This window comes from Pantoea sp. ACRSB (assembly GCF_022346905.1).
GTDB classification, from domain to species: domain Bacteria; phylum Pseudomonadota; class Gammaproteobacteria; order Enterobacterales; family Enterobacteriaceae; genus Pantoea; species Pantoea piersonii.
The window spans coordinates 394,107-418,311 of record NZ_JAKRNL010000002.1; the positions used below are offsets into that span (position 1 = coordinate 394,107).

The 24,205-nt window shown below is 59.1% G+C and carries 14 protein-coding genes and 1 pseudogene; 7 read left to right on the plus strand and 8 right to left on the minus strand.

Annotation, left to right across the window (positions count from 1 at the left end; all coding sequences use genetic code 11):
- Positions 1 to 5: 5 nt before the first annotated feature.
- From MHZ89_RS08145 to wbaP, 3 genes are all read right to left on the minus strand, one after another.
- Complete coding sequence (locus tag MHZ89_RS08145; protein ID WP_311782588.1) at positions 6 to 440, minus strand: protein tyrosine phosphatase; 435 nt, start codon at positions 438 to 440, stop codon at positions 6 to 8.
- A gap of 8 nt (positions 441 to 448) precedes the next feature.
- A complete protein-coding gene (locus MHZ89_RS08150) occupies positions 449 to 1,588 on the minus strand; it encodes a polysaccharide export protein (RefSeq protein WP_311782589.1) in 1,140 nt (379 codons plus the stop codon).
- A gap of 297 nt (positions 1,589 to 1,885) precedes the next feature.
- Positions 1,886 to 3,319 carry an undecaprenyl-phosphate galactose phosphotransferase WbaP gene (wbaP, locus tag MHZ89_RS08155; RefSeq protein WP_311782590.1) on the minus strand — a complete coding sequence of 478 codons (1,434 nt, stop codon included), beginning with the start codon at positions 3,317 to 3,319 and terminating at the stop codon, positions 1,886 to 1,888.
- Positions 3,320 to 4,117: 798 nt separating this feature from the next.
- On the opposite strand from wbaP, the gene MHZ89_RS08160 reads away from it, so the two are divergent.
- Positions 4,118 to 5,692 carry a TerC family protein gene (locus MHZ89_RS08160; RefSeq protein WP_311782591.1) on the plus strand — a complete coding sequence of 525 codons (1,575 nt, stop codon included), beginning with the start codon at positions 4,118 to 4,120 and terminating at the stop codon, positions 5,690 to 5,692.
- 1 nt (position 5,693) lies between these two features.
- Here MHZ89_RS08160 and asmA read toward each other — a convergent pair whose 3' ends face one another.
- The 3 genes from asmA to udk all read right to left on the minus strand — a co-directional run bounded on the left by asmA (position 5,694) and on the right by udk (position 8,844).
- Positions 5,694 to 7,517, minus strand: coding sequence for an outer membrane assembly protein AsmA (gene asmA, locus MHZ89_RS08165; RefSeq protein WP_311782592.1), 1,824 nt, complete (start codon positions 7,515 to 7,517; stop codon positions 5,694 to 5,696).
- 20 nt (positions 7,518 to 7,537) lie between these two features.
- Positions 7,538 to 8,119, minus strand: a complete 582-nt coding sequence (gene dcd, locus MHZ89_RS08170; protein WP_033750209.1) for a dCTP deaminase — start codon at positions 8,117 to 8,119, stop codon at positions 7,538 to 7,540.
- Positions 8,120 to 8,202: 83 nt separating this feature from the next.
- Positions 8,203 to 8,844 carry a uridine kinase gene (udk, locus tag MHZ89_RS08175; protein WP_081140483.1) on the minus strand — a complete coding sequence of 214 codons (642 nt, stop codon included), beginning with the start codon at positions 8,842 to 8,844 and terminating at the stop codon, positions 8,203 to 8,205.
- 296 nt (positions 8,845 to 9,140) lie between these two features.
- Between udk and MHZ89_RS08180 the strand changes: the two genes are divergently transcribed.
- The 3 genes and pseudogenes from MHZ89_RS08180 (at position 9,141) to yegD (ending at position 13,903) form a co-directional block, all read left to right on the plus strand.
- A complete protein-coding gene (locus MHZ89_RS08180; RefSeq protein ID WP_311782593.1) occupies positions 9,141 to 9,755 on the plus strand; it encodes a phosphatase PAP2 family protein in 615 nt (204 codons plus the stop codon).
- Between the two features lie 166 nt (positions 9,756 to 9,921).
- Positions 9,922 to 12,487, plus strand: a pseudogene (locus MHZ89_RS08185) (diguanylate cyclase).
- 63 nt (positions 12,488 to 12,550) lie between these two features.
- The gene (yegD, locus tag MHZ89_RS08190; RefSeq protein ID WP_311782594.1) at positions 12,551 to 13,903 is read left to right on the plus strand and encodes a molecular chaperone; all 1,353 of its coding nucleotides are present in this window, start codon (positions 12,551 to 12,553) and stop codon (positions 13,901 to 13,903) included.
- Positions 13,904 to 14,032: 129 nt separating this feature from the next.
- On the opposite strand, the gene MHZ89_RS08195 is transcribed toward yegD, so the two are convergent.
- Complete coding sequence (locus MHZ89_RS08195) at positions 14,033 to 15,373, minus strand: carbohydrate porin (RefSeq protein WP_311782595.1); 1,341 nt, start codon at positions 15,371 to 15,373, stop codon at positions 14,033 to 14,035.
- 212 nt (positions 15,374 to 15,585) lie between these two features.
- Positions 15,586 to 16,545: an aldo/keto reductase gene (locus tag MHZ89_RS08200; RefSeq protein ID WP_311782596.1), complete on the minus strand. Its 960-nt coding sequence runs from the start codon at positions 16,543 to 16,545 to the stop codon at positions 15,586 to 15,588.
- Positions 16,546 to 16,783: 238 nt separating this feature from the next.
- On the opposite strand from MHZ89_RS08200, the gene MHZ89_RS08205 reads away from it, so the two are divergent.
- Genes MHZ89_RS08205 through mdtC form a run of 3 tightly spaced genes read left to right on the plus strand, consistent with a single transcriptional unit; the run spans position 16,784 to position 24,200 of the window.
- Positions 16,784 to 18,007, plus strand: coding sequence for an MdtA/MuxA family multidrug efflux RND transporter periplasmic adaptor subunit (locus tag MHZ89_RS08205; protein WP_311782597.1), 1,224 nt, complete (start codon positions 16,784 to 16,786; stop codon positions 18,005 to 18,007).
- A complete protein-coding gene (locus tag MHZ89_RS08210; protein ID WP_311782598.1) occupies positions 18,007 to 21,129 on the plus strand; it encodes an MdtB/MuxB family multidrug efflux RND transporter permease subunit in 3,123 nt (1,040 codons plus the stop codon). The genes MHZ89_RS08205 and MHZ89_RS08210 overlap by 1 nt, the downstream gene beginning before the upstream one ends.
- Positions 21,126 to 24,200 (plus strand): multidrug efflux RND transporter permease subunit MdtC, encoded by a 3,075-nt coding sequence (mdtC, locus tag MHZ89_RS08215; protein WP_311782599.1) that lies wholly within the window; start codon positions 21,126 to 21,128, stop codon positions 24,198 to 24,200. The genes MHZ89_RS08210 and mdtC overlap by 4 nt, the downstream gene beginning before the upstream one ends.
- Positions 24,201 to 24,205 lie beyond the last annotated feature (5 nt).

The window sequence follows — 24,205 nt, forward strand, 5'->3', positions numbered from 1 at the left end:
CCCAACTATCGGCTTAGTACGTTGACCCATTTCTGGGTAGCGTTTTCCAGTAACCCGTAAACCTCTTCAAAGGCCTCACGACTCTTTCTGTACGGATCCGCGATTTCCTGTTGGTTGAGCCAGTGCCCAAGCAGCATGGTTTTTCCGCGCGCGGCTGGATCGATGCGACTGACCTGTTCGATGTGACGTTTCTCCATCACCAGAATCAGATCGAAATCGCGGCACATACTGGCGGTTAACTGCTGCGCTTGATGTCCCTCCAGCGAGAGGCCATGACGCGCAGCCACCTCGCTGGCGGTTTGATCCGCCGGATAGCCCTTCAGGGCGCCCAGACCCGCCGAAGCGACTCGTTTTTCCGGCAACGCGCGCTTCAGTAAGCGCTCTCCGGTTGGAGAGCGGCAGATGTTGCCGACGCAGACCACTAACACGGACGTAATCATGGCTAAACCTAGTTCGACCAGTTGCGGAAACGCAGCGCCGCTTCGCTCGCATCGTTGATGCCGGCGATGGTCGGCAGCAGCTGCGAAATCACGCGGTTCCAGCGCGTCAGCGGCGTGGAGGTGACATATACGATGTCGTAAGGCTCAAGTTGGAACTCGGTACCCATTACCATGGCCGCCGCATCTTTGGTGTTCAGCTGATAGATGTTGGCGATCTTGGTGCGGTTGGTGCCGCGAATCGGACGGATAACGAAGACGCCGGTAGCGTCTGCGGCCGTCTGATCCATGCCCTGCGCATTGCCCAGCGCTTCCGCCAGCGTCATGCCGCTGCGGTCCATCTTCAGCGTCGACTGCTGGCGCACTTCGCCCATGACGAAAACTTTGAGATCGTCGTTGCGCGGCACATAGAGGATATCGCCAGGGTAGAGCAGATGGTTCTGGCTCAGGTCGCCGTTCTGCATCAGCGCCTGCAGAGAGACGCGCTGCTCGGTGCCGTTGTGCGTCAGCACCACGTTGCGCCAGTCGGCGTCCGCCGCCAGACCGCCCGCGGCGTTAATGGCGTCCAGCACCGTCAGCGGCACGTTGGTGATCGGCTGCTGGCCGGAGGTGGTCACGGCGCCGGTCACGTAAGTTTTCTGCGACTTAAAGGAGGCGATGCTGACATCGACCTGCGGGCTCTCGATATACTGCGCGAGGCGGCGCGCGATCTCGCTGCGCACTTCGGTGACCGTACGGCCGACCACGCGAACCTTGCCGATATAGGGATAGAAGATGGTGCCGTCGGAGTGCACCCAGTTGCCGGTGTCGCTGGCGCTGCGGTACTGACCGGCAGGCGTCGTCAGCTCAGGGTGATCCCATACGGTCACGTTAACCACGTCGCCAATGCCGATGCGGTATTCATAGTTCTGGATTTCGTTCTGCAGCCCTGGGTTAGCCTGCGCCACCAGCGGCTTAGGACGCATCTGCTCGACCAGGCGCGGCGTTAACGGGAAAACATTGACGTATTTGTCGATGTCATAGTTGCTGTCCTGCTGCTCAACGACATCTTTTCCGCTAGTGGAAAGGTGCTGGCCAGGAACAACCGTACACCCTGAGAGAAATGTGGCGGATACCAGCATGGGTATCAATTTCGTTTTGATTGTAATCATCTAGATCTTCGCTATCAGTTATTGATTGATAGAGGCGAAAACGCCGCTGTGTAAGCGCTGAAAAAAAATAAACTCGCCAGCCTAAGCACTGAAAATGTCTGTCATTATCACTTGCTCCCTAACTCTTTTTGTTGCTGCCGTTTAACAGGATGGAATAAGCAAATGCGTATTATTACCTTCTGCATCAATTAACGGCTTCCTTCAGCCACGATAATGGCAGCTATCGCCAATGACGTTGCCAGCGGCGGCGTCTGAATCAGGGAGCGCCCGTACCGCGCTCCCCGCACTCGCCTGCTATCAATACGCCCCATCGCGCTTCAGTACGACACCCACCGTTTTGAACAAAATGGCGATATCGTTCCACAGCGACCAGTTTTTTACGTACCACGAATCGAAATAGACGCGCGTTTCGTAATCAACGTCGTTACGACCGCTGACCTGCCACAATCCCGTCATGCCTGGCTTCGCCATCAGGTAGTAGTCGACATCCCCGGCATAACGGCAAAGTTCATCTTCAATCACCGGGCGCGGACCGACGAGACTCATATCGCCGCGCACGACGTTCCACAGCTGCGGCAGCTCATCCAGACTGGTTTTACGGATGAAGTGGCCGACTTTGGTGATGCGTGGATCGTTTTTCAGTTTGAAATCTTTGTCCCACTCGGCGCGCGCTACCGGATCGGTGCGAAGCACCTCTTCCAGCACCTCTTTGGAGTTGATCACCATCGAGCGGAACTTCAGGCATTTAAATTTGCGGCCGTTCATGCCGACGCGTTCGTGACCGTAAATCGGCGGCCCACCGTCGCGTCCAACGAGGAAGCCGAGCACCAGCAGCGCAGGCAGCAGCATGATAATGATCGACAGCGCGCCAACGATATCGAACGCCCGCTTCAGGAAGCGCGAGGTGCGTTTCGCCAGATTGTTATTGACGCGCAGGATCATCACTTCATGGCTGAAGATGTAGGCCATGTCGGTACCGTAGAGCGGCACGCCGCGCAGCGTCGGGATAACGGAGACCGAGCGGCAGTTATGCATCGCCAGGTTTTTTAACCAGACGTCGCGGTACTGACTCTGTTCGTACTCGACCGCCACGATAAACTGCGTTTCGCTGTGGGTCAGGTTCCACAGTTCGGCCTCTTCGCGTAGCACCGGCACGCCGGAGATGCTCGCCTGCGGACAGGAGCCATCCACATCGTAAAAGGCGATAACGTCGAAACCCATCACCTCTTCACTCTGCAACGCCTGCCAGGCTTCCTGCGCATTTTTACTGCTGCCGATGATAATGGTCTGCTTTTTCCACAGGCCATAATGATTCAGCATGTGTTTAACCACGGCGCGTGACAGCGGAATTAATATCAGCGCCAGCAGCCAGGTCAGGAACCAGACGAAACGCGACATTTGCCACTGCGACAGCGCGGTAATCGACAGGTCGATAATGGAAAAAATAAGAATGGTACGAAAAACTTCTTTCAGCTCAAACCAGAATGGCTTGCGGTAGGTAAAGTGACGCAGCCTGACCCAGAACCATCCGACGCAAATTACCGACAGGAAAATATGCGTAGCAATTTTCAAATGCAGATCTTTTTCAGAAATATCTGCCAGTGGCGAATCAGACATCATATTAATTAACGCCAGCGCTATGAATAAAGCGGCGTTAAAACAAATTAAATCCGAACCGGCCAACAACAATTTAGTGAAAAGACTTTTAAACGTAATTTCAGTATCGCGCATATTTAACTCTTTATTTTATTTCCTTTAACCCATGACGCCCTGAGCTGTGTAATAATTGAGCGAATCAGTTTCTCGTCGACATATGCGTAACTGAGGGGAGTTCCAGGGTGCGTTCACGCCAATTTCCTTATCAAGCAAACAAGAAAATTTTTATAAATACCAACAGATTACTCTGACTTCACCTGCCGTGACGCACTGATTATTTTCTAAACGTAAAAGGCGTTTCAGGCACGCTACCGCCCTTGGCTGTCGCTGCCAATACCGCTTTTGATATCCTGTTTCCGGCCTGTCATTCCCGGACCGGCTGCCTGATGCATACCCACGGGACAGATCACATTTCACAACATTGGGTGCCAAATCTGTGGGCGAATATCAACATAAGCGCAGACTTTTAACAGCACGTTGCTATACTAGTTATTACTGGCTTCTTTACAAGTAGGCCCCGCCGTCCCCTGACTATTTTAGGAAAAAGACTACCAGTCATTAGTATTGAGGCCCGTCATTCGGCAAAATTGAAAGTGCAATACCCTGCGTAAAAATCAGATTAATTCCATATTCACCACGCTAATAAATTGCCTCGCTGCTGCGATGCATTTCAAATCGATTCATCAGTTATTCACCGGCTCGCAATCTTCTCCTTTACATCACGCTGTCATAATGATGAAAGAAAACGCCCATTCGCTTTCTATTATTATCCCGCGTTGTGCGCAACGTCGGGCGCGGCGACAAGTTGTGCCCTGCGCTTCACTCCACTATCCTCAGATTTTACTGACTTCTATATATTCAGGCGGCTAAGGCATGTTGGAGGTGTTTGCGGATCCCTCGCTGTGGGCGGGGTTAATTACGCTTATCGTTCTTGAACTGGTGTTGGGGATCGATAACCTGGTGTTTATCGCCATTCTGGTGGAAAAGCTGCCAGCCAAAGATCGCGATCGGGCGCGCGTTATTGGTTTACTGCTGGCGTTGCTGTGTCGTCTGCTGCTGCTGGCGTCGCTTTCATGGCTGGTCACGCTGACGCAGCCGCTGTTTACCCTGTACAGCCACCCCTTTAGCGCGCGCGATTTGCTGCTGCTGCTCGGCGGTTTGTTCCTGCTATTTAAGGCGACAACCGAGCTTAATACGCGGCTGGAGGGAGAGGACCACGGGCAGAATCAACATAATCGCGGCGCTAAATTCTGGCCAGTCGTAGCGCAAATTGTGGTGCTGGACGCTATTTTTTCGCTGGACGCGGTGATTACCGCCGTCGGCATGGTAAACCAGCTGCCGGTTATGATGACGGCGGTCACCATCGCTATCCTGCTGATGTTGCTGGCCAGCAAGCCGCTGACGCGCTTCGTCAATCGCCATCCCACCATCGTCATCCTCTGCCTGAGCTTTCTGCTGATGATCGGCTTTAGTCTGGTGGCGGAAGGTCTCGGCTTTGTTATTCCCAAAGGCTATCTCTACGCGGCGATCGGCTTCTCAATCGTCATTGAGGCGTTCAACCAGCTGGCGCAGCGCAACCGCCGCCGCGCCCTGTCAGCCGGGCGTTCGCTGCGCCAGCGTACCGCGGAAACCGTACTCCGGCTGCTGCGCGGCGAGGCGGATCGCGCCGAACTGGACCCGCAGAGCGCGTTACTGATCGCCGACAGCGATCAACACGCGCTGTTTAACCGCCAGGAACGCGTGATGATCGCCCGCGTGCTCAACTTCGCCCAGCGTCACGTCAATACCATTATGACGTCGCGGCACGATATTGAGCATATTAACCTGGACGACGATCCGGCGGAGATTATGGCGCGTCTCGACCGCAATCAGCATACCCGTCTGCTGATCACCGATCAGAGCAATGAATTGCTGGGCGTAGTGCACGCTATCGATCTGCTGCACCAGTCACTACACCACCAGTCGCTGGATTTACGCGCGCTGATCCGTCAGCCGCTGATCTTTCCGGAGCGTTTGACGCTGCTGCAGGCGCTGGAGCAGTTTCGTCAGGCGCGTACCCATTTTGCCTTTGTGGTGGATGAGTTCGGCTCGGTGGAAGGGGTGGTCACGCTCAGCGATCTGATGGAAACCATCGCTGGCAATTTACCGCTTGAAGGCGAAGAGATCGACGCCCGCTATGATGTGCAACCGCAGGGTGAAGGTCGCTGGATCGTTAACGGCAATATTCCACTGGAAGACCTGGCGCTCTACGTCAGGCTGCCGCTGGATGAGCGGCGCAGCTACCATACGCTGGCGGGCCTGCTGATGGATACGTTGCAGCATATTCCTGAAGAGGGGGAAACCCTGCAGGTCGGCAGCTATCTGCTGCGCACGTTGCAGGTGGATAACCATCGCGTACAGAAGGTCGAGATCCTGCAACAGCCGCAGGATCTCGATTATGAGGTGTGACTCAGGGACGCAGCAGCTTACGCAGGCTGTCGTTGTCGCTGTTTTTCGGCTGGCGATCCAGCCACTGGTTCAGACGCGACTTCGCCTCGCTCTGTAGCTGCTGACGCAACACTTCATCGACCGGCAGCGAATACTGAACGTTATTCCAGCTGCCGTACATGCGCAGCGGAATCGCCTGCTGCGACAGCAGCGCGACCAGCCGGTCGTCGCCTTTCCAGCCGGTAAGCGTCAGGCCGAAAGTCACATCCAGCTGCTGTGTCGGTATATTCACTTCGCCGCCGCCCTGTAATTTCAGGCGATCGCCCTCCCCTTTCAGATCGGTAAAGCGCAGCTCGCCGTTATTCAACGCCAGCGTGCCACCAAGCTGGCGGATACCCTGCTCGCTGCTCTCGTCGCTGCTGACCTTATCGCTGGCGCGCTCAACGGCGCGGCGCACCATCTGTTGCAGGTTAATCTGCGCCAGCCTGACGTCGCTGGCGTTCAGCTGCGCCTCACCACGCCAGTGGCGCTTGGCCGCATCCAGCGTAAGGCCTTCGCCGCTCAGGTCGCCATTAAGCGAAACCGCGCCCTGCATTGTCTGCGGCATGTCGAAAGCGGCGAGCAAAGGCTGAATGGCGACATGATTCAGCACCGGCTGAAGCGCGACGCGGGTTTCCGGCTGACGAATATCGACCGTCCCCGGCGCGGAGAAATCGCCGTCGCCCAGCTTACCGTTCAGCGCGCGCAGCGTTATCAGCCCCTGTTGACTGGTTACGTCAAGGGCAAAGTCGCGCAGCGACAGGCCGCGCCACACCGCGCTGTCCGCTTTTAAATTCACCGCCAGGTTCATATCGTTAAGCGGCGAATCGAGATTATTTTGCACGCGCGGGGCCGCAATGACCGGCGCACGCGCCACCGTTGCGTGCTGCTCCCCGCTGTTGCGGATCTGCGGCGCGTTGGCCATCAGGTTGTCGAAGTTAAGCTGCGTAGCGTGCAGCTGAAGCGCCAGCTGCTGCGGCGGCGTCAGGGTGCCGGTCGCCTCGCCCGTCAGCGCGCTGTCATTGGCGCTGAGCTGCATCTGGCTGAGCGTGAACTGCTGCGTATCGGCACGCCAGCTGCCCTGCGCACTCAGCGTGCCCTTAATGCCCTGTGGCGGTATATTGGCACCGCTTAACGCATAGGTAAGCTCGTCAATTTTACCGCTCAGGCGCTGCGGATATTGCGCGGCGTCGAGCTGGCCTTTCAGCGACAGCGTGGCGTTGCGCTGATTGCGCGTCAGGCTGGTGCTTAGCTCAATATTCGCCAGATGGCGATCGTCCTGATTGAGATTGAGATTAAGGTTGCGGAAATTATATTCTTCGCCGCCCGGCTGGCGCCAGATCAGCAGACTATTGGCCACGCGCAGCTGGCTGATATCGAACGACCAGCCGCTGGCTGGCGCGCTGGCATCGCTGCGTCCGGGGGCGATCGGAGCGTTCTGCGGCTGCTGCGGCTCGCTCTCTGGCGTGGCGCGCACTACGGCGTTGCTCAGCATCACCTGGCTGACGCTAAGCTGGTGCGACAGCAGCGGCCAGAGGTTAACGTCAAGCCGCATATTTTCCGCCGTGACCAGCGGCTGCGATGCGCCGGGCGCGGTCAGGCTCATACGGCCGGCCAGAATGCTGAGCTTAGGCCAGACGTGCCAGCGCAGATCGTCGCTCACTTCCAGCCGATAACCACTGCCTTGCTCGACCTGCTTCACCATATAGGAGCGAAAATCGTTAGGATTGACCAGCAGTACCAGCGCGGTCATACCTGCAACGATGACCACCAGTAAAATGGCCAGCGTGGTTATCACTCTCTTCATTCAATCCCCATATTCGCGGTTTAATCTTTGTCGATACGACTGGCGACAGCACCCTGCTGTCCGCGATATTTAGCGTCTTCACGACGGTTATAAGGACGCGCCGCCGGGCCAGAAAGCGGCTCAAAGCTCAGCGCGCCGATCAGCATGCCAGGGCGCAGCGCCAGCGGCAGCTTACCGGAATTATAGAACTCCAGGACAATGCGGCCCTGCCAGCCCGGATCGATGCGGTGCGCGGTGACGTGCACCATCAGTCCCAGACGCGCCAGTGACGAACGGCCATCCAGCCAGCCCACCAGATCGTCCGGAATCGTGACCGATTCGAAGGTCACCGCCAGCGCCAGCTCGCCTGGATGGAGGAAAAAGGCTTCGCCTTCCGGCAGCACAATCTCATCGCTCATCACGCGATCCAGCGCAGCGCTCACTTCATCTTTCGGACCGCTCAGGTCAATAAACGCCGCTGTGTGGCCCCGGAAAGTGCGGAACTGATTGCCCAGACGCACGTCAACGGTCGCGCCGTTGATGCGTTCTACCGGCGGACGCGGATCGATGGCTAAGCGGCCATCATCCAGCCAGGCTTCAATATCGCGGTCACATAATCTCATTAACCTGTCTCCATGATATAAGTGTAGCGAACAGCCTGAATCTCGCTCGTCAGGCGGTTCGCCGCGCGTCAGACCCGACGCGCCTATTCAAAAAACTGGTTTATTTTGGCCTTGAGGATATCAATAGCGATGCGGTTTTTCCCGCCGCGCGGCACAATAATGTCGGCGTACTGCTTCGAGGGTTCGATAAACTGCAGGAACATCGGACGCACAGTTTTCTGATACTGGCTCATCACTGAATCCATAGAGCGGCCGCGTTCGTTAACGTCGCGCTTCATGCGGCGCATCAGGCAGATATCCAGCGGGGTATCAACGAAAATCGAGAAGTTCAGCTCCTGGCGCAGGCGCGCGTCGGTTAACAGCAGAATGCCTTCAAGAATAATTACTTTCTTCGGCTTCAGGTGGATACTGTCGCGCGTGCGGGTGTGTTCGACATAGCTGTACACCGGTAAATCAATATCCTGGCCCGCTTTCAGCGCCTGCAGATGCTGCAGCAGCAGGTCATGATCCATTGCGCTGGGATGGTCGTAGTTGGTTTTTACCCTCTCTTCCATGGTGAGGTGGCTCTGGTCTTTGTAATAGGCATCTTCGGGGATGACACCGATATGCTCGTCACCAACCTGATCACGGATTTCACGATAGAGCGTGCTGGCGATTAAACTTTTTCCGGATGCGGAGGCACCGGCAATGCCCACAATCACGCACTGATGAGACTTGTCAGTCATACTTTTTAACGACCTGATACTGGAGCCTGCGCTGTACGCCGATTAAGCGTTTTGACGCAGGACGGGATGGAGAGGGTTTAGTAGGCGCTAAGTATAGGGATTTCATTCTTTTGACGCCAGAGAAAAGCCGCGGTCGGGATTTCAGAATTTACCCTTTTCAAACCGAAACCATTACCCGATAAACTAACGGGCAGTTTTGTTTTTATTTATGCGGCTGGCGCATCAGGCAGCGGAAGCGCGTTCCCGCCCGCTAATGGCGCGGGAAAATTCATGCCAGCCCACACTAAAGGAAGATTATGCACTGGAGAACATTGACCTATTTTGGCGACAGCATGCTGTTGATCCCGACTGCGGTGATCATCGCGCTGATCCTGCCGTGGAAGAGCGATAATCGCCGTACGGTCTGGTACTGGCTGCTCGCCTTTGGCCTGGCCGGTCTGCTGGTAAGCCTGTCGAAGATCCTTTTTCTGGGTTTCGGCATCGGCAGCGCCCGTTTTAACTTTACCGGCTTTAGCGGCCACAGCGCGATGTCGGCCACGCTCTGGCCGGTTATGCTGTGGCTGGTTTCCGGTCGCTGGCCAGCTCTGTTACGCCTGCTCGCTATCGGCGTCGGCTATCTTATACCGCTTATGGTGGGCTTCTCGCGCCTGGTGATGCATGCGCACTCCGCCAGTGAAGTGGCGACCGGGCTGCTGCTGGGCTTTACCCTCAGTTCCACTTTTCTGCTCAGCCAGCGCCGTACCGCGCTGAAGGGCTTTAGCTGGCCGCAGGTCGGCGCGGCCTTTTTAGTGCCGTTGCTGTTGATGGGCCATGGCCGCGTCGCTACAACGCAGCAGTTCCTTGAACGTTTCTCTGCTGATCTGGCCGGACTGGAAAAGCCCTTTACCCGCGCCGATCTGTTCCGCCAGTAACCCTTTCGCCTCTTTTTACGCGGTGAAAGAGCCGTCAATTAGTTGAATATCGCAGAAATTTGATTTAACAAACCCACGGCGACGGTGATGTGCTAGCATGCCCGCAAGAGTTATGACTGGCGCATTTTTCGTCATATAGACGCCGTGCGCGTTGCCGGGTTAGTGAATGAGTGTTGAACTGTTGCCCTCGCTGGACAAGCCACAAAACCGCCTGCTGAGCGCCCTGATTCTGGCGGTGCTCGCTTTTGTGCTGACGCTTTTTTGTCTGGAGCTGATCGTGTTCAGCGGGCGCCTTTCGCCGCTCTGGTTCTCGACCGCGCTGATGACTATCGTGGCGTTTCGCGCCCCTTCCCGCTCTGTCCCACTGCTGCTGCTGGGCTGCGTGGCGGGCACCGGCCTGGCGACTGCGCTGATAATCGGGCCTGAACTGGCGAATCTGAAATTCACGCTGTTGAATGTGCTGCAGGCGATCCTTGGTGGCGTTGTGCTGCGCGGGCTGCTCAATCGTCAGGCGCCGCTTAACTCCCTGCTCGACTGGCTGCGCTTTGTGCTGTCGGTGGGCATTCTTACTCCCCTGCTGGGCGGGCTGCTGGCGCTGTGGATGCTGAACATCCACGGCAGCGGCACCTTGCCCTTTCTCTTAACCTGGGTGATTTCCGAAGTTATCGGCATGCTGGCGCTGGGCCCGGTGCTGTTACTGATGCCCTGGCCGCTCAGAACAGGCTCGATCAGCCTGCGACGCCTGGCGGGGTTCCTTTTTAACCTGCTACTGACCGCAGGCGCGAGCTGGCTGGCGCTGCGCTTTATGCCCTGGCCGTTCACCTTTGATCGTGGTGGTTTTGTTCTGGTGCGCCGTCCGCCTGCCGAAGCGGGAGGCGTTTCTGCTGTTCCTGCTTAACGCCTGCACTATTTCGCTGGTTCTGGCGCTCGGCCTGGTGAGCATTGAAACGCCCGGCAACGCGCCCGGTCAGATAGCTAACTGGCTCCCCTTTCTGCTGGTGCTGATGCCGAGCCATGTGATGGCGCTGGTAATGGATGCCTTTCAGCGTGAGAAGCACCATATCAGCGAAAGCGAAACCCGTTTTCGCCACGCGATGGAGTATTCCGCTATTGGCATGGCGCTGGTATCGCCGCAGGGCGTCTGGCTACAGGTCAATAACTCCCTCTGCCAGACGCTGGGCTTTCCCGCCGCCGAACTGAAAAAGCTCACCTTTCAGCAGATTTCCCATCCCGACGATCTGGAGAACGATCTGCAGCATGCGGACAGGCTGCTGCGCGGCGATATTGATGCTTATACCATTGAAAAACGTTACTTCCGCAAAAACGGCGAAATCGTCTGGGCGCGCCTGACGGTGTCGCTGGTGCGCGACGCCGCGCGTAAACCGCTCTACTTTATTTCCCAGATTATCGATATCTCAGAGCTAAAACAGAGCGAGCAGGTTAATCGTCATTTGATGGAGCGCATTACGCTGGCGAACGAAGCGGGCGAAATCGGCGTTTATGAATGGAACCTTGTGCGCAATGAGATGATGTGGGATCGCCATATGTACGCGCTTTTCGGCCTGCCCGCGCACCAGCAGCCCAGCCGCGAGCTGTGGCGCAGTCTGGTGCATCCGGCGGATCGCGAGCGGCTCGATCTGGCGCTGCTGACGACACAGGAAAGCGCCGACGTTTTCGATATTGAGTATCGCATTCAGCGCGCCGACGGCGTACGCACGCTGCGCACCCAGGCGCGCCGCTTCTTCAATCAGGACGGACGCCTTGAACGCATGCTGGGCATCTGTCAGGACGTGACCCACCTGCGTAACCTTACCGACGCGCTGTTTCAGGAAAAGGAGCGGATGGCGATCACGCTGGACTCTATTGGCGAAGCGGTTATCAGCACCGACAGCGAAATGCGCGTGACCTTTATGAACCCGGTCGCGGAAAAGATGAGCGGCTGGCGTCAGGAAGAGGCGGCGGGCAAGCCGTTGAGCGATCTGCTGCATATCACCCAGGGACGTCACGGCGCGCCGGTTGAGAACCTGCTGCTCCGCCGCCTGCCGACAAAAAAACTCACCCCCGAACTGGATGACGAGCTGGTGCTGCACGCCGCTGACGGCGGCGTTGTAGAGATCCACTACAGCATAACGCCGCTGCGCACCCTGGCAGGCGAAGAGATCGGCGCGGTAATGGTGATTCAGGACGTCAGCGAATCGCGCAAAATGATGAAGCATCTCAGCTATAGCGCGCTGCATGACGCTTTGACCGGCCTGCCGAACCGCGCCAGCTTCGAACGCCAGCTTCAGCGTCTGCTGAACGACGCCGTTGAGCATCAGCATCAGCATGTGCTGGCTTTTATCGATCTCGATAAATTTAAAGCGGTCAACGACAGCGCCGGACACGCGGCAGGCGATGCGCTGCTGCGCGAACTTGCCGGGCTGATGCAGCGGCACCTGCGCGGCACCGATTTTCTGGCGCGCCTTGGCGGCGACGAGTTCGCCCTGCTGTTGCCGGAGTGCCCGATAGCGCAGGGGTGTGAGGTGGTGCAGCGCATCGTCTCGGCGGTCAATGGCTACACCTTTAGCTGGCAGAACGACACTTTCCAGGTCGGCGCCAGCGCCGGCCTGACGCAGTTCTCCGCCGCCAACGACGTCGGCGCAGAGGTCTTGTCGCAGGCGGATATCGCCTGTTATAACGCCAAAAAAGCGGGACGCGGGCGGCTGACGGTCTATACGCCAGAAGCGCGCTGAGCCGCTTGCCAGCCCCGCTCAGCTGCGCTAAAGTCGCCCCCTTTTTTCCGGGAGGGGCATCAGATGTTCATTGGTTTCGATTACGGTACGGCGAACTGTTCCATTGCGGTGTGCGAAAACGGCGCGCCGCGCCTGCTGACGCTGGAGCAGGGCCAGCGCCTGCTGCCGTCGATGATTGCCGCACCCACGCGCGAAGCGGTGAGTGAATGGCTCTACCGCCATCATCAGGTCGCAACGCCGGATGCGGAAACCACCGCGCTGCTGCAGCGCGCGCTGCGCTATAACCGCGAAGAGGACATCGAGGTTTCGGCCAGCAGCGTGCAGTTCGGACTGAACGCGCTGCATCACTATATGGTCGACCCGGAAGAGACCTGGTTCGTTAAATCCCCCAAATCCTTTCTCGGCGCCAGCGGGCTGAAACCGCAGCAGATCGCGCTGTTTGAAGATCTGGTCTGCGCCATGATGCGCCATATCCGCGAGCAGGGCGAAGCGCAGATCGACGGCGCTATCGACCAGGCGGTCATCGGCCGTCCCATCAACTTTCAGGGACTGGGCGGCGACGAAGCCAACGCCCAGGCGCAGGGCATTCTGCTGCGCGCCGCGAAGCGCGCCGGTTTCCGCGACGTAGAGTTTCAGTTTGAGCCGGTCGCGGCAGGACTCGAATTCGAAGCAACGCTGGATAAAGAGACGCGCGTGCTGGTGGTGGATATCGGCGGCGGCACCACCGACTGCTCGATGCTGCTGATGGGGCCAGAGTGGCGCAAGCTGTCGGACCGTCGTCAGAGTCTGCTCGGCCACAGCGGCTGCCGCGTCGGCGGTAACGATCTCGACATTATGCTGGCGTTTAAAACCCTGATGCCGCTGCTCGGCCTGGGCGGCAAGACGCAAAAAGGCACCGCCCTGCCCGCTCTGCCGTGGTGGAACGCGGTGGCGATTAACGACGTGCCGGCGCAAAGCGAGTTTTACTCTGCCGCCTGCGGCAAACTGCTGCGCGATCTGGTGCGCGACGCGGAACAGGGCGAGCTTGTGGCGCATCTGCTGAAGGTGTGGCAGCAGAAGCTCGGCTATCGTCTGGTGCGCGCCGCGGAGGAGAGCAAAATCGCCCTTTCCGATCGCGCCTCCTTCGACGCCAGCCTCGACTTTATCGCCCCGCAGCTGCACGCTGCCATCAGCGACGGAATGTTGCAGGAGGCGATCAACCAGCCGCTGGAGCGCATTCTGGAGCAGGTGCATCTGGCGCTCGCCAGCTGCGACACAAAACCAGAGGTGATTTATCTGACGGGTGGCAGCGCGCGTTCGCCGGTGCTGCGCGCCGCGCTGCAGCAGGCGCTGCCGGATACCCCCGTCGCCAGCGGCGATGATTTTGGTTCGGTAACGGCCGGTCTGGCGCGCTGGGCAGAGGTAATGTTTCGTTAACGTGCCAGCCTGAACGGGTGTGACAGAGAGCGGAGAGGTTCAGGAAGCGAGAGGCGGAGTGCCCAGAGCAAGATGCCCTGCGACAGGAACAACAATTAAGCGGCCCGTAGCGGGCCGCTTGCTGTTTTATCAGAAGTTGATATTGGCGCTGATGCCGCCAACAAAAGCATCTTTCACTTCGCTTACCGCGCCTGGCGCAACGATATATTGCAGGTTCGGACGCACCTGCAGCCATTTCGCCAGCTTCACGTTGTAGTAAAGCTCGTAGTTATATTCCGAACCATCCTGAATCGGCAGATAGGTCGGGCTGTTGAAGTCCGTCTCGCCGTTGGCGGCGTTCTGCTGACGCTGCGCGCGCGTGTAATCACTGTTGACGTGAATGCGAGCCGCGGCAATGCCGATCTCATCTTCCGGACGCGCGTCAAACGGCCCCGCCCAGGTAAAGGCAATCGACTGATAGTTATCGGTCTTCGAGGTTTTGTGATCGTTCATTACCGCCTGAACGGTCACGCCGATACCGCGGCTAACGTCGCCGCCCTGCGCGGTCAGCTGCTGTTGTAACAGCACATAGCCGCCATAGGCGTGATCTTTATCCTGATAGCCGCCGTCGCGCCAGCTGCCGTAAACGTCGCCGTTAACCGACGAGTAGTAGTAGCCGATGCGGTAGTTACCCGGCAGCTTGTCCGGGCCAAGAGTCGGTTTCCAGCCCAGTTCCACCGGCACCATATTGCCCTCGGAGTTGCTGGTATCCAGACGGAAACCGTCGCCGCGATCGTAGTTGGCGCTGTTCTGGTTATAGAAACCGACCTGGAAGAAGACCTCCGGCGTGATGTTAACTTTTACGCGTCCGCCCCACTGTGATACCGGCCAGTTAAACCAGCGATCGCCACGCCAGTTGCCCGCCTGCCCGCTGCCGAACGCCAGGTTCTGGAACTTGCTGTCGAAGTTATCGAAATCTTCGCCGACGGTGACGCGACCCGCTTTCAGGTTCACCACGTTGTCAAACAGGCCTTTACTCAGCCAGAACTGTGTCAGACGCCAGGTTTGTCCGCGTCCATACACTTCCTGCACTGAAGAGAGCATGCCGGTACGGCGATCGGCCACTTGATCGGAAATATTCTGGCCGTCGCGGTTGGTGATGGTCATCTGGAACTGTGCATCCTGCCAGTCGAGCAGCTTCTGCAGATCGAAATTGGCGCCGAACGCCCACTGATCGCTGTAGCGCATTGAGGTGTTGGTGTCGGCGCCGCCGCCGAGGTTCGATGCGCTTTCCATGGTGTAATTAACGTCAAATTTAATGCCGTCGTTTTCCAGCTGCGTTCGCGTGCCGCCCCAGTCGCCAAACATATAGGGCGAGTCGTAGCTGAACGCGTCTGCGGCCACAGCAGAAGCGCTAAGCATGGCGAACATCAGGGAGCCGGCCGCAACACGGCGCAGCGGGAAATGTTGCACTGCTTTTTTTCTGTTCATAATCGTTCTTCTTATCTGAATGAAGGTTATTTCCACGCAGAGGATAGTGCTGCGAAAAGTTCAACTTTTGTAAAAAAGTGCGCACGAATACGCAAAGAGACAGATTCTTCAAACAAGTGTGAGGGGGATCGCTGAACGGAAACGCGGTCAGGACGACCGCATTATATGGCACGCAAATTAAAGACGAGGCGTAAACGCCCCGTCTAACGTGCTTAGCTGCTGGCCTGCGCCAGTTTTTCGATCTCTTCTCGGGTAAGACGCAGCTGCGTCGCGCCGATCAGATCGTCCAGCTGTGCCAGCGAGGTGGCGCTGACGATGGGTGCGGTAATACTCGGTCGCGCAATCTGCCACGCCAGCGCGACCTGGGTCGGCGTCACGTTATGCGCCTGGCTGATTTCATCAAGGGAGGCGAGGATCTTCAGGCCGCGCGGATTAAGATATTTATCCACCACGCCCTGGCCGCGCGCGCTTTTGCTGGCGTCCGCGGCGCTGCGGTATTTGCCGCTCAGAAAGCCGCTTGCCAGCGAATAATAGTTAATCACGCCGAGGCCGTGTTGCGTCGCCACCGCCTCCAGCGCCGACTCATAGCCTTCGCGATCGTAGAGGTTATATTCGGGCTGCAGGGTCGCGTAGTGGGCCAGGCCCTGCTCTTCACTGATCTTTAGCGCCTCCTGCAGACGCGGCGCGCTGTAGTTAGAGGCGCCGATAGCGCGTACTTTGCCCTCTTTAATCAGCGAATCGAACGCGGCCAGCGTCTCCGCCAGCGGCGTATCCTCATCATCGCGATGCGCCTGGTAGAGATCGATATAGTCGGTTTGCAGACGGCGCAGCGAATCTTCTACCGCCTGACGGATATACTGCGGCTTCAGGCCGGTTTTCTCCGGCGACAGCTCCATGCCTACCTTGGTCGCCAGCACGATGCGGTCGCGTTTGCCGCTCTTTTTCAGCCAGTTGCCGATAATGGTCTCTGACTCGCCGCCTTTATTGCCCGGCGCCCAGCGCGAATAGACATCGGCAGTATCAATAAACCACAGCCCTCTTTCCACCAGCGCATCCAGCAAGGAAAACGACTTTTCCTGATCCAGGGTCCAGCCGAAAACGTTGCCGCCGAACGTCAGCAGCGGCACCTGAATGCCCGTATCACCGAGCTGACGGGTTTCAACCTGACTCATCCTTTTCTCCTTCTGCAGTAAATAACCTGTCCAAAAGCATAGCAAAAGCCAAAACATCTCTTTATACGTAATTCCTCCATAAGTTTGTTCCATGAGGGATACTCAGGCCGTCCTGACAGATATCCTTAATTCCTTCAACTTCTGCCCGCTTTGCGGGTCTACACTCTGCTATTTGCAGGCTGCCGCGTTTCAGCCTGCGTTTTGGGGATTTCGCTACTGCTGGAGAGCAAACGATAAGATGAACCGACCTTCCTTGTTGAAAAAAAGCCTGCTGGTGCTGGCGGTCATTGCCGCCGCCGCAGGGGGATACTACTGGTGGCATCATCCGGCACAGCCCGACGCCGATCCTCAGGCCGCCGCCCGACCGCACCGCGGCAAAGGGGGCGCAGGGGGCGCGCCAGCGCCGGTTCAGGCCGCCACCGCCGTTAGCCAGAGCGTGCCGCACTTTCTCAGCGGGCTTGGCACCGTGACCGCCGCCAGTACCGTTACGGTGCGCAGCCGCGTCGACGGCGAGCTGATGGCGATTCACTTTCAGGAAGGAGAGCAGGTTAAAGCGGGTCAGCTACTGGCGGAGATCGATCCGCGACCTTATCAGGTCGCCTTAACCCAGGCGCAGGGCCAGCTGGCGAAAGACCAGGCGACGCTGGCCAACGCTCGCCGCGATCTCGCGCGCTTTGAGAAACTGGCGAAAACCTCGCTGGTGTCGCAGCAGGAACTGGATACCCAGCGTTCACTGGTGAGCGAAACCCTGGGCACTATCAAAGCGGACGAAGGCAGCGTCGCCAGCGCCCAGCTTAATCTTACCTACAGCCGCATAACCTCGCCGATTGCGGGCCGCGTCGGCCTGAAACAGGTCGATGCAGGCAACTACATCACCAGCGGCGACACTAACGGGCTGGTGGTGATCACGCAGACCCATCCTATCGATGTTCTATTTAGCCTGCCGGAAAATGACCTGCCCGACATTATGCAGGCGCAAAAAAGCGGCCAGCCGCTGGTGGTCGAAGCCTGGGACCGCAGCAACCAGACGCTGCTGACGCAGGGGACGCTGCTCAGCATCGACAACCAGATTGACGCCACAACCGGCACCATCAAGATAAAGGCGCGCTTTGACAATCAGGACGACAAGCTCTTTCCTAACCAGTTCGTTAACGCGCGGCTGAAGGTCAATACCCTGCAGGATGCGATTGTGATCCCCACCGCCGCGCTGCAGATGGGCAATGAGGGCCACTTTGTCTGGGTGGTCAACAGCGACAACAAGGTGAGCAAGAAAAGCGTCACTGCCGGACTGCAGGACAGCCGCCAGGTGGTGATCACCGCCGGGCTTAGCGCAGGCGAACGCGTAGTCACCGACGGTCTGGATCGCCTGACGGAAGGGGCGCAGGTTGAAGTGGTTGCGCCGCAGAGCACCGCGCTGAAAAGCAGCCGCGCGGCGCAGCCGGCGAAAGGAGCGCGTGAGTAATGCAGGTAATGCCTCCTGACGCCAGCGGCGGGCCGTCGCGTCAGTTTATTTTACGTCCGGTTGCCACCACGCTGCTGATGATCGCGATTCTGCTGGCGGGCATTCTCGGCTACCGGTTTCTGCCGGTTTCGGCACTGCCGGAAGTGGACTACCCCACCATACAGGTGGTAACGCTCTACCCCGGTGCCAGCCCGGACGTCACGACCTCCTCCATTACCGCGCCGCTTGAACGCCAGTTCGGCCAGATGTCGGGACTGAAACAGATGGCGTCGCAAAGCTCCGGCGGCGCATCGGTCATCACCCTGCAGTTCCAGCTTACGCTGCCGCTCGACGTCGCCGAGCAGGAAGTGCAGGCCGCCATCAACTCCGCCACCAGCCTGCTGCCCAACGACCTGCCCAATCCGCCGGTCTACAGCAAGGTTAACCCCGCCGACCCGCCGATCATGACGCTGGCGGTCACCACCAGCAGCATGCCGCTGACCCAGGTGCAGGATATGGTGGAGACGCGCGTCGCGCAGAAGATCTCTCAGGTCTCCGGCGTGGGTCTGGTGACGCTCTCCGGCGGTCAGCGCCCGGCGGTTCGCGTGCAGATGAACGCCCAGGCGCTGGCGTCGCTGGGCCTCACCAGCGAACAGGTACGTACCGCCATCAGCAGCGCCAACGTCAACTCGGCGAAAGGCAGCCTCGACGGCCCGGAACGCTCCATTACACTTTCCGCCAATGATCAGATGAAGTCGGCAGAGGATTATCGCCAGCTGATTATCAGCTATAAAAATGGCGCGCCGGTGCGGCTGGGCGATGTCGCGACAATCGAACAGGGGGCGGAGAACCGCTGGCTCGGCGCCTGGGCGAACCGCGAGGCCGCCATCGTGCTTAACGTACAGCGGCAGCCGGGCGCCAATATTATCGCCACCGCCGATAATATCCGCGCGCTGCTGCCGTCGCTCACCGCTACGCTGCCGAAGTCAGTGAAGGTGCAGCTGCTGAGCGACCGCACGACCAATATCCGCGCCTCGGTCACCGATACCCAGCACGAGCTGATGCTGGCGATTGGCCTGGTGGTGATGATTATTTATCTGTTTCTGCGCAACGTGCCTGCGACCATTATCCCCGCGGTCGCCGTACCGCTCTCGCTGGTCGGCACCTTCGCCGCGATGTATTTCCTCGGCTTCTCCATCAACAACCTGACGCTGATGGCGCTGACTATCGCCACCGGCTTCGTGGTGGACGACGCTATCGTGGTGATTGAAAACATTACGCGCTACCTGGAGAAAGGCGAAACGCCTCTTGTCGCCGCGCTCAAGGGCGCAGGCGAAATCGGCTTTACCATTATCTCCCTCACCTTTTCGCTTATTGCGGTATTGATCCCGCTGCTGTTTATGGGCGATGTGATTGGCCGTCTGTTCCGCGAGTTCGCCGTCACGCTGGCGGTGGCGATCCTTATCTCCGCCGTGGTCTCGCTGACGCTGACGCCGATGATGTGCGCGCGTATGCTGAGCGCCGAATCGCTGCGCAAGCAGAACCGCTTTTCGCGCGCCAGCGAAGCCTTTTTCGAACGGGTGATCGCTGGCTATGGCCGCTGGCTGCGTAAGGTGCTGGCGCATCCCTGGCTGACGCTGTCGGTTGCGCTCGGTACGCTGCTGCTTACCGTACTGCTGTGGATCCTTATTCCGAAAGGCTTTTTCCCGCAGCAGGATAATTCGATTATTCAGGGTACGCTGCAGGCACCGCAGAGCGCCTCTTACGCCAGCATGGCAGAGCGCACGCGCGACGTCGCCTCGCTGGTTATGAAAGATCCGGCGGTGCAGAGCATGACCTCTTTCGTCGGCGTGGACGGCACCAATGCGGCGCTTAACAGCGCGCGCCTGCAGATTAACCTGAAGCCGCTAAGCGAACGCGATGACCGTATCCCGCAGGTGCAGCAGCGGCTGCAGCAGCGGGTAAGCCACCTTCCCGGCGTGACGCTGTGGCTGCAGCCGGTGCAGGATCTCACGATTGAAACCCAGTCGAGCCGTACGCCCTATCAGTTTACGCTCCAGTCCGGCTCGCTGGCGTCGCTCAGCAGCTGGGTGCCGAAGCTGCTGGACGCGCTGCGTCAGTCTCCTGAACTGCGCGATATCAGCAGCGACTGGCAGGATCAGGGGCTGGAGGCGTACGTTAACGTCGATCGCGACAGCGCTAGCCGCCTCGGCATCAGCATGGCCGATATTGATAACGCGCTCTATAACGCCTTCGGCCAGCGCCTGATTTCGACCATTTACACGCAGGCGAACCAGTACCGCGTGGTGCTGGAACAGGACAACCGCGCCACGCCGGGCCTGGCGGGTCTGGAAGGCATCCGGCTGGCCAGCGCCGACGGCGGCAGCGTGCCGCTCAGCGCCATCGCGAAGATTGAGCAGCGCCACAGCGCGCTCAGCGTCAACCATCTCGATCAGTTCCCGTCGGCGACCTTCTCCTTTAACGTCGCCGACGGCTACTCGCTGGGCGACGCGGTGAAAGCGGTCAGCGCGGCGGAAGAGCGGCTCGGTATGCCTGCGGAGCTGATGACCCAGTTCCAGGGCAGCACGCTGGCGTTCGAGGCGGCGCTGACCAGCACTGTCTGGCTGATCGTTGCGGCCATCGTGGCGATGTATATCGTGCTCGGCGTGCTCTATGAGAGCTTTATCCACCCCATCACCATTCTGTCGACGCTGCCCACCGCTGGCGTCGGCGCGCTGCTGGCGCTGATGCTAAGCGGCGGCGAGCTGGATATCATCGCCATTATCGGCATTATTTTGCTGATCGGCATCGTGAAGAAGAACGCCATCATGATGATCGACTTCGCGCTGGCCGCCGAGCGCGAACAGGGCATGGCGCCCTTTGACGCTATCTATCAGGCGTGCCTGCTGCGTTTTCGTCCGATCCTGATGACCACGCTGGCGGCGCTGCTGGGCGCCCTGCCGCTGATGCTCAGCACCGGCGTCGGCGCGGAGCTGCGCCATCCGCTCGGCATTGCGATGGTGGGCGGGTTGATCCTGAGCCAGGTGCTGACGCTGTTTACCACGCCGGTGATCTATCTGCTGTTTGATCGACTGGGTCAGGCCGCGCGCCGCCGCTTTAGCGGTCGGGAGGCGGAACAGTGAGGCTATTTGCGCTCTTTATTCATCGCCCGGTCGCCACCACGCTGCTGACTATCGCCATTGCGCTGGCGGGCGCGCTCGGCTTTCGCCTGCTGCCGGTGGCGCCGCTGCCGCAGGTCGATTTTCCGGTCATTGTCATCTCTGCCTCGCTGCCGGGCGCGTCGCCGGAAATTATGGCCTCGTCAGTGGCGACGCCGCTGGAGCGCTCGCTGGGACGCATCGCCGGCGTCAGCGAAATGACCTCTACTAGCTCGCTCGGCAGCACGCGCATTATTCTGGTATTTGACTTCGACCGCGACATTAACGGGGCGGCGCGCGACGTGCAGGCGGCCATCAACGCGGCGCAAAGCCTGCTGCCGACCGGGATGCCAAGCCGCCCGACCTACCGCAAGGTTAACCCGTCGGACGCGCCGATTATGATCGTGACGCTGACGTCGGATATCTATAATCCCGGCCAGCTTTACGACTACGCCTCCACCCAGCTGGCGCAGAAACTGTCGCAGATTGAAGGGGTCGGCGACGTGACGGTCGGCGGCAGCTCGCTGCCTGCGGTGCGCGTCGCGCTGAACCCGCAGGCGCTGTTTAACCAGGGCGTTTCGCTGGATGCGGTGCGTGAGGCGATCGCCAACGCCAACCAGCGTCGTCCGCAGGGCGCGCTGGAGGATCGCCAGCAGCGCTGGCAGCTGCGCACCAATGACGAACTGAAAACCGCCAGCGATTATGCGCCGCTGGTGGTGCACTACAGTAACGGCGCGGCGGTTAAGCTCGCCGACGTCGCCAGCGTGCGGGACTCGGTGCAGGACGTACGCAACGCGGGGATGGCGGACGGCAAGCCCGCGGTGCTGCTGCTGGTGCGTAAAACGCCAGAGGCGAACGTGATCGATACCGTCGACCGCATTCGCGCCGAGCTGCCGACACTACACGAAACCATTCCCGCCGCCATTGATCTGCAGATCGCGCAGGACCGCTCGCCCACCATCCGCGCCTCGCTGCATGAGGTCGAGCAGTCCCTGACCATCGCCGTGGTGCTGGTGATTATGGTGGTGTTTGTTTTTCTGCGATCCGGGCGCGCTACGCTCATCCCCGCCGCTGCAGTGCCGGTATCGCTGATCGGCACCTTTGCCGCGATGTACCTCTGCGGCTTTAGCCTGAATAACCTGTCGCTGATGGCGCTGACCATCGCTACCGGTTTCGTGGTGGATGACGCCATCGTGGTGCTGGAGAATATCGCGCGCCACGTCGAGGCAGGCATGAAGCCTTTGCAGGCGGCGCTGACCGGCGTGCGTGAGGTGGGCTTTACCGTACTGTCGATGAGCCTGTCGCTGATCGCCGTCTTTTTGCCGCTGCTGATGATCGGCGGGCTGATAGGCCGCTTTTTCTCGGAGTTCGCCATTACGCTGTCGGTAGCGATCGCCATCTCTATGGTGGTCTCGCTTACCCTGACGCCAATGATGTGCGCTTACCTGCTGAAGCCGCACAGGGCGCGCAGCCAGCCGCGTCGGCGCGGTGCGGGCCGCATGCTGCTGGCGATCCAGCAGGGTTACGGCCGCTCGCTGGGCTGGGTGCTGAACCATGCGCGCTGGGTGTTGTTGCTGCTTTTCGGCACGATCGCCCTCACCGTCTGGCTGTTTATTCAGGTGCCGAAAACCTTTATGCCGGAGCAGGATACCGGCCGACTCTCCGGCTCTATTTCCGCCGATCAGAGCATCTCCTTTCAGGCGATGCGCCAGAAGCTCCAGGATTTTATGGTGATCGTGAAAGCCGACCCGGCAGTAGAGAGCGTAGTGGGCTTTACCGGCGGGATGCGCACCAACAGCGGCTCGATGTTTATTTCGCTGAAGCCGCTTTCAGAGCGCAGCGAAAACGCGCAGGCGGTTATTGCCCGACTGCGCGCGAAGCTGGCGAAAGAGCCTGGCGCGAATCTCTATCTCAACGCGGTGCAGGATCTGCGCGCCGGCGGCCGCGAATCAAACGCCAGCTATCAGTATTCTCTGCTCTCTGACGACCTCGCCGCGCTGCGCGAATGGGAGCCGAAAATCCGCCAGGCCTTCTCCGCGCTGCCGCAGCTGGCGGACGTAAACTCGGATCAGCAGGATAAAGGCAGCGAAATGGCGTTGCTCTACGATCGTGAAAGCATGTCGCGCCTCGGCATCGATGTCTCTCAGGCGAACGCGCTGCTGAACAACGCCTTCGGCCAGCGGCAGATCTCCACCATCTATCAGCCGCTGAATCAGTACAAAGTGGTGATGGAGGTCGATCCGCGCTACACCCAGGATATCAGCGCGCTGAATCAGATGTTTGTGATTAACGACGACGGCAAGGCGGTTCCGCTGTCGTGGTTCGCCCGATGGCAGCCCGCCAACGCGCCGCTGTCGGTAAACCATGAAGGGCTCTCCGCCGCCTCGACCATCTCCTTCAACCTGCCGGAGGGCGTTTCGCTGTCGGAAGCCTCTGCGGCGATCGACCGCACGATGATTGCGCTCGGCGTGCCCTCCAGCGTGCGCGGCAGCTTCGCCGGCACTGCGCAGGTGTTTGAGCAATCGCAGAGCAGCCAGCTCTGGCTGATGCTCGCCGCTATCGCCGCCGTCTATATCGTGCTGGGGATCCTGTATGAGAGCTACGTTCATCCGCTGACGATCCTTTCGACGCTGCCCTCGGCGGGCGTCGGCGCGCTGCTGGCGCTGACGCTGTTCAATACGCCTTTCAGCCTTATCGCCCTTATCGGTATTTTGCTGCTGATCGGCATCGTCAAGAAGAACGCCATTATGATGGTGGATTTTGCGCTGGACGCGCAGCGCAGCGGCAATCTGAGCGCGCGCGACGCTATTTTTCAGGCGTGCCTGCTGCGTTTCCGCCCTATTCTGATGACCACGCTTGCCGCGCTGTTCGGCGCGCTGCCGCTGGTGCTCACCAGCGGCGACGGCGCGGAGCTGCGTCAGCCGCTCGGCATCACCATCGCTGGCGGGCTGATTATGAGCCAGCTGCTGACGCTCTACACCACGCCGGTGGTCTATCTCTATATGGATAAGCTGCGGCGCAGGCGCGGCAAAGTAGCCTGCCCGGTGGAGAGTTAAGGAGA